Genomic DNA, 5,895 nt, shown 5'->3' with positions numbered 1-5,895 from the left:
CCGCCCGCGCCCGCCTCGGTGCGACCGCCCCCCTGGTCTCCACCGGACTCCTGCTCACCGAGGACCACGACCGTCCGTTCCTCGGCCGTGCCCTCCGCGTGCCGGACCGGGTCACCGCGCATCTCCTCGGCGATGACACCCCCGACCCCCGCGTCGCCGATCTGCTCGCCCCCTGCCCGCCCGTCGCCGGTGCCGGGGACGCGGCCCCCTTGGCGCGCGCGCTGGCCGCCGCGATCCCGCTCGTCCACCTGAGCGAGGACCAGGGCGGCGCGGGACCGGCCCTCGCCGCCACCGCCCTCACCCTCGCCGGCCGCCCCGCCCTCGCCCTGGACCTGGCACGCCTCGCGCTCGACCCGGCCCCCGCCGAAGCTGTCCGTACCGCCGTCCGGGAGGCCCGGCTGACCGGTGCGGGCCTGGTCTGCACCCCGGTGGACGCTCTGGGGCGCGAACACGTCGCGCTTCTGAGGCAGTTGACCGAGGCGCCCGTCCCCGTCATCCTCGTCGGCCGGGCACCCTGGGACGCCGCCTGGTCCACCCGCCCCCCGCTCCTGCTGCGTGCCCCGCGCGTCGAGCCCACAGCACGGGCGGCCCTCTGGCAGGACGCGTACGGAAAGCCGGTACCCGGCACCGTCAATCTCCAGAACATCCTCTCCCCGTTCCTCCTCACCCCCGGCCAGCTCACCCAGGCAGCCCGCAGCGCCGCCCAGAACGCCGTCCTGGACGGGGGAGAGCTGCGGCCCGAGCACGTCCGCCTGGGCGCCCGCGCCCAGAACGCCGCCGGCCTCGACCGGCTCGCCCGGCGCGTCGAACCCGGCGTCGGCTGGGACGACCTCGTCCTGCCCTCCGACGTCCTCACCCAACTGCGGGAACTCGGCGCACGGGCCCGCCACCGCGACCGGGTCCTGGGCGAGTGGGGCATGCGCCCCGGCGGTGCCCGCGGCCGGGGCGTGGTCGCGCTGTTCGCGGGCGATTCCGGTACCGGCAAGACGATGTCCGCCGAGGTCATCGCCGCGGACCTCGGCCTGGACCTCTACACCGTCGACCTGTCCACCGTGATCGACAAATACGTCGGCGAAACCGAGAAGAACCTCGAACGGATCTTCACGGAGGCGGCAGGAGTGAACGGAGTCCTCCTCTTCGACGAGGCGGACGCGATCTTCGGCAAGCGCTCCGAGGTCAAGGACGCCCACGACCGCTACGCCAACGTCGAGAGCGCGTACCTCCTCCAGCGCATGGAGTCCTTCGACGGCCTGGCGATCCTCGCCACCAATCTGCGCGCCAACCTCGACGACGCCTTCACCCGCCGCCTGGACCTGGTCATCGACTTCCCCGTACCCGACGCCGATCAGCGCCTTGCCCTGTGGGAACGCTGCCTGGCGCCCCTGCTGCCGGACAGCCACGGCCTGGACCTGCGCTTCTGTGCCGAGTCCTTCGAACTCGCGGGGGGCAACATCCGTTCCATCGCCGTCACCGCCGGCTACTCGGCCGCCGAGTCCGGCTCCCCGGTCACGATGCACCAGCTGATCCACGCGGTCCTGCGTGAGTACCAGAAGCTGGGCCGCCTCACCCTGGCCAGCGAATTCGGCCCGTACATGGACCTGCTCGTCCCCTGACCGGAGGAGAACCGCTGTGCGTGCTCGTGCTTACGACGAACAGGTGACGGGGGAGGGGCGGCCCGAGCGGATACGGCGTGGCGCCGCGGCGGTGCGCGGAGGCGAGCCGCACACCTCGCCGTACGCGGCGCTCATCGCTCTCCAGCGGACGGCCGGGAACACGGCGGTCGTGCGGCTGCTGGCCTCGGGGCGAGGGGCGGTCGTACAGAAGGTTCCCGAGCGCGGACACGTGGAGCGGCGGGCCGGAAGACGACAGGCGGCGAACAACTCCCCGTACTCGGGCCGGCCGCAGTCGGCGCGACAGCAGGCGCAGCAGGGCTTCGACCCGGCCGAGGCCCGGCCCCGGACGCTACCGGGCCAGGGACCCAACGGCGAGCGCATCTGGAGCGGCACCAGGAGGGACATCGGATTCGACGCGAACACGGTGGACACGGTGCTCGGCGCCACGCCCAGCCAACTGGCCAACGGGCGGACCGAGTACCGGTGCGCGAAGTGCGCCACCTTCATCCCCCGCAAGAGCGACAGCACTCCGGCGGACGGCGATCGCCATGTCACCATCGACCACATCTCGGAAATCATCGCGTACGTCCAGAGCAAGGCCGCGGAGCTGAGCTGGGCGGTCAACGGCCATCCCGTCCGCGCGATCACCCGCGACGAGGCGAAGACATGGGCCAACGACCCGGCCAACTTACGGGTGCTGTGCGCGCAGCCGTGCAACGGCGGAAAGCGAGCAGCCCGAAGCGCAAGCCGCCGGTACGACACGAACAAGGCGGTGTGGTGGGCGACGTAGACCCCCGGACCGGGCCGGCGGTTGCACGCGCGTGACTGTCCCTCCCGCTATCCTCACACCTTGACGACGCGCACCCGGTTGCCGCAGAGCATCACCATGTCCTCGGGATCCGAGGTCAACACCACCGTTGGCCCGGTTGCCCGCAGCGCGGTCGCCGCCACTACGGCATCGATGGCGTATTTGTGCCCGTGCAGACCGGTGTCGGCCAACAGCGACATCGCCATGCGGCCAGTCTCCTCGCTGACCGGCTCCACCGCCAAACGGGAGACCGTCCAACTGAACCGAGCCGCGTTCACACGCCCGTGATGGGCCTCGATGAGCGTGAGGACGCTGACGACGACTCGCATGTCCTCCTCCTCCGCAGCGCGGATCAAGCCCATGACTTGCCGGTCATTGAGCACAGCCTTGGACAGGCCTTCGCTGTCAAGGACGAGCGTCCCTGTCTGCGCCATCAGGCCGCGTTCCCCTCGCTGTCGGCATCGCCGCGCAGCAGGGCTCGGGCCGTATTGATCTCAGCCCGACTGAACGCCCCGTGCTCGGCCTCGTGCTCGGCCGTCAATTCCGCGAGGTTGTCCCGCTCGATCTGCCGCTGCACTGCGGCGTCCACGTAGGCCGAGAACCCGCGCTTCCCGACCCGAGCCCGCACTGCCGCGATGTTCCCGACGTGAAGGCTGACAGAGACGTTCGAGGTAGGTCCCTCGCCAACGCCGAAGACCGGTTCGTTACTCATGACAGCCGATTCTAATACATGGACTACGAGAAGTCCGCTGGGGGTGGGGACACCGCCGCCGATCACATGACTACCGCCGAGCAGACACTGGCCCCTGCTGTGCATGGCCCTGCGGTATGGATGGGCGACACTCTGCGGCGAGCAATGCCTGCGTATTTGTCGAGAGCGGAGCCGAAGAGGCTCACCATCGAAAGCCGCTCGAATGTCAGGAGGAGTGGGGCATCGGCTGCGCGTATCCCCACTTGTAGATCCTCCCGTCGGTAAAGGAGACACTGAGTACGGTTCGCTGCACGTCTTCGACACCGTCCCGGAGGTAAACGGACGGCACGTCGATTCCAGTGATGAGGCGTAGTTCCTCGGCCACGCTGCCGCGCAGGTCTTCCTCCTCGATGAATTCTTCGACGAGATTGTCGAGGGAGATAGGTTCGCCGAAGCGGTAACAGATCGCCGGAGCGAAGTCCTCTCCCATTTCACGCCACTTCTCCCGGGCGAAGGGGAGATCCTCCGGGCCGCCGAGCGCGAGGCCCATGATGTCGCCGAAGCGGATGGTGCTGTTGTACCGCACTTGGTGATCCTCATCTCCCTCCCCGCCTTGCAGGAGCAGTCCCGCAGCCTTGGGAGACCCGATCAGAAACAATGGGTCCACGGCCGCTCGACGCACCTCCGCGCTCGGGTCGTCCAGCGCCCGGGACAAATGATCCAGGGAGTGCTGATCGAACACGATCCGGAAGGCGCCGACCGCCAATGCCCGGCAGGTGTCATGCTCGGCGTCGAACAGGGGATACAGTGCCGTAGCGCCGCTGTGATCGTTCATCGTCGCCAACGCTGTGACCGTATTGACCAGGAGCAGAGGCCATTCCGGGTTGTCCGGCTCGTTCCGCTGTTCCGCCAGTACCGTGCTGAGGGCCTCGCGAGCGTCCGCACTGGACGAGCCGTGGAGCGCCTCGGCGGCGGCGGCTCGGGTGGAGGACATCTCCGAGACGTCGGTCAGTCGCTCCACCACGAAGTCCAGGGCACCCACGCCCTCGCTCCTGGCCAGAGCGTAAAAGACACTCCTCATCACGCCGGAGCCTGCTGCGCCGGCATTGGCGAGGAGTATGGGGAGTGCATCGGGATAAGTGCTGCGCCGGATCACATCGTAGAGCGCAGGAAGATGGAATCGAGCCTGCTCGTTTGCATATTCCATGACCTGACGCAGGGCCTCTGGTCCGGCCTCCACCAAGCCCCGGACTGCTGGTTCGGCATCCTCGTCCGCCATGGCCTGCTGGATTAGGTTGTCGAATTCATTCATGGAATCACCCCGCTACGGAATGTCCTTCATGATTTCGGGCTTGAGCCAGTTCTCGAAGAATGTGGTGATCGGGCTGTGTTGGCCACTCCTGATGAATATCAGGTTGCTCAGGTCGTTTCCTCCCCCCCAGTTGACCGGCTTGATGTGGTGTTCTTCCCATCGGCCCTGGGCGAGCCGTAGATCCTCCCATCCCATGCCGTGTTGTTGCTCAACGGCGAGCTTCGCGCCGTTCTCGGCCAGATGTTTCTCCCCTGGTTGCGTCCAGGAAGGATGCGCCTGAACCAGTTTCGCCTTTTCTATGTCCTTCTGCCGGAGCAGTTCGGTCCGCCAGGTATCCGTAAAAACGGCACCTCCGGTGTTCCCACTCGGGACCGAGTAGGCGCCCGTAGGGCGAGGAACATTGCTGTCGGCACGCTTGAGGAAAGCGTTGCCCGGGTGCGCATCGACTGCCCGCAGGCCGTCGTACCTGCTCCAGGCAGCAGGTAAGAGATCGCTGAATTTGCCGGTGAAGGCATTAGGCCCGGTTTTCTGCGCCTTGTACAGACCAGGGCCGCCACCCGTGATTTTGTCCGGAGGGCTCTGCTTCTTCGGGTTGATGACCGCTTCGAAGTGAATGGTCTTCTGCTCCGGAGTGTCCTGGTCCACCACCAGAGTCAAGGAAGACAGCTTGTGCCGGCGGCTGATCGCCGGCAGACGGCCTTCGATGTCAGACACATCCGACTTCGGCTTCACCAGGCTGCGCGCGTCGCGCAGTGCCGCGTCCAGGGCCCGTTCCTGCTCCTGGGGACTACGTTTGTCCTTCTTCTGCGGCTTGAGCTTGCTCCAGAGGGCTTTGCCCTTTTTTACGATGAAATCGACGATTTTGTCGATCGCCTTGTTGACCGGGCGGGCCACCGCGGTGAAGACCTGTTTGACCTTGTTGGCGAGGCCGCCGATGCCGAGGAGGGCGGCGAGGAAGCCGATGAGGAGGGGGATGCTCGCGGCGAGGGCGCCTTCGATGAGGGCGGGGACTCCGCCCTGGCCGCCGTTGGCTATGGCGATGACCGCGTCCAGGACCGAGTTGACGAAGCCGATGAGCTCGGCGCCGCGGGTCACGATGAAGGTGACGATGTCGATGATGCCCTTGACGGCACGGACGAAGGCCGAGGCGGGGGTGAGGAGCGAGACGATCCAGGCGATTCCGGCGGTCAGGACCGTGGGGATGAGGTAGGAGGTGAGTTTCTGGAGGATCGTGGTTTTGAGGTCGCCGACAGAGGCCTTGATGTGTTCGACGGCGCCGGCGGGGCCCTCCTTCTGGAGGGACTGGGCGACAGGGACGGCCTGTTCGGCGGCGGCCATGGCCTGTTCGGGGACGCCCTTGCGGGTGATGCGGGCGCGGATGTTGGCCCAGGTCAGGCCGAGCATGGAGGCCAGGAGCTGGATGATGCCCTTGAGGTCGAACTTGGCGGGCAGGTTGAGGCCGGCGCCGGCC

General features: G+C 67.5%; 6 protein-coding genes. 2 read left to right on the top strand and 4 right to left on the bottom strand.

Annotated elements, in window-relative coordinates; all coding sequences use genetic code 11:
* Both BFF77_RS21160 and BFF77_RS21155 read left to right on the top strand, forming a co-directional pair.
* On the top strand, positions 1 to 1,613 hold a 1,613-nt coding region (locus BFF77_RS21160), incomplete at its 5' end, for an ATP-binding protein (protein WP_066952294.1).
* A 16-nt stretch (positions 1,614 to 1,629) separates the two neighbouring features.
* The gene (locus tag BFF77_RS21155) at positions 1,630 to 2,403 is read left to right on the top strand and encodes a hypothetical protein (protein ID WP_141698484.1); all 774 of its coding nucleotides are present in this window, start codon (positions 1,630 to 1,632) and stop codon (positions 2,401 to 2,403) included.
* A 53-nt stretch (positions 2,404 to 2,456) separates the two neighbouring features.
* Here the strand turns inward: BFF77_RS21155 and BFF77_RS21150 are convergent, their stop codons facing one another.
* The 4 genes from BFF77_RS21150 to BFF77_RS36290 form a co-directional block, all read right to left on the bottom strand.
* Complete coding sequence (locus tag BFF77_RS21150) at positions 2,457 to 2,855, bottom strand: DNA-binding protein (protein WP_066952291.1); 399 nt, start codon at positions 2,853 to 2,855, stop codon at positions 2,457 to 2,459.
* Positions 2,855 to 3,133, bottom strand: coding sequence for a hypothetical protein (locus tag BFF77_RS21145; protein WP_066952289.1), 279 nt, complete (start codon positions 3,131 to 3,133; stop codon positions 2,855 to 2,857). The genes BFF77_RS21150 and BFF77_RS21145 overlap by 1 nt, the downstream gene beginning before the upstream one ends.
* 205 nt (positions 3,134 to 3,338) lie before the next feature.
* On the bottom strand, positions 3,339 to 4,424 hold the full coding sequence (locus BFF77_RS21140; RefSeq protein ID WP_066952287.1) for a HEAT repeat domain-containing protein: 1,086 nt from the start codon (positions 4,422 to 4,424) through the stop codon (positions 3,339 to 3,341).
* A gap of 12 nt (positions 4,425 to 4,436) precedes the next feature.
* A partial coding sequence (locus tag BFF77_RS36290) for an HNH endonuclease signature motif containing protein (RefSeq protein ID WP_211280288.1) occupies positions 4,437 to 5,895 on the bottom strand: 1,459 nt, incomplete at its 5' end.

Origin of the sequence: Streptomyces lushanensis (assembly GCF_001700515.1) — a bacterium.
Classification (GTDB): Bacteria; Actinomycetota; Actinomycetes; order Streptomycetales; family Streptomycetaceae; genus Streptomyces; species Streptomyces lushanensis.
Note: the sequence above shows the minus strand (reverse complement) of the source record. Positions and strands in the feature narration are given on the sequence as shown.

What these genes read in the sequence shown, in the direction of transcription:
- BFF77_RS21150 (WP_066952291.1), bottom strand. Translation starts at nt 2,855, where the DNA reads ATGGCGCAGACAGGGACGCTCGTCCTTGACAGCGAAGGCCTGTCCAAG.
- BFF77_RS21145 (WP_066952289.1), bottom strand. Translation starts at nt 3,133, where the DNA reads ATGAGTAACGAACCGGTCTTCGGCGTTGGCGAGGGACCTACCTCGAAC.
- BFF77_RS21140 (WP_066952287.1), bottom strand. Translation starts at nt 4,424, where the DNA reads ATGAATGAATTCGACAACCTAATCCAGCAGGCCATGGCGGACGAGGAT.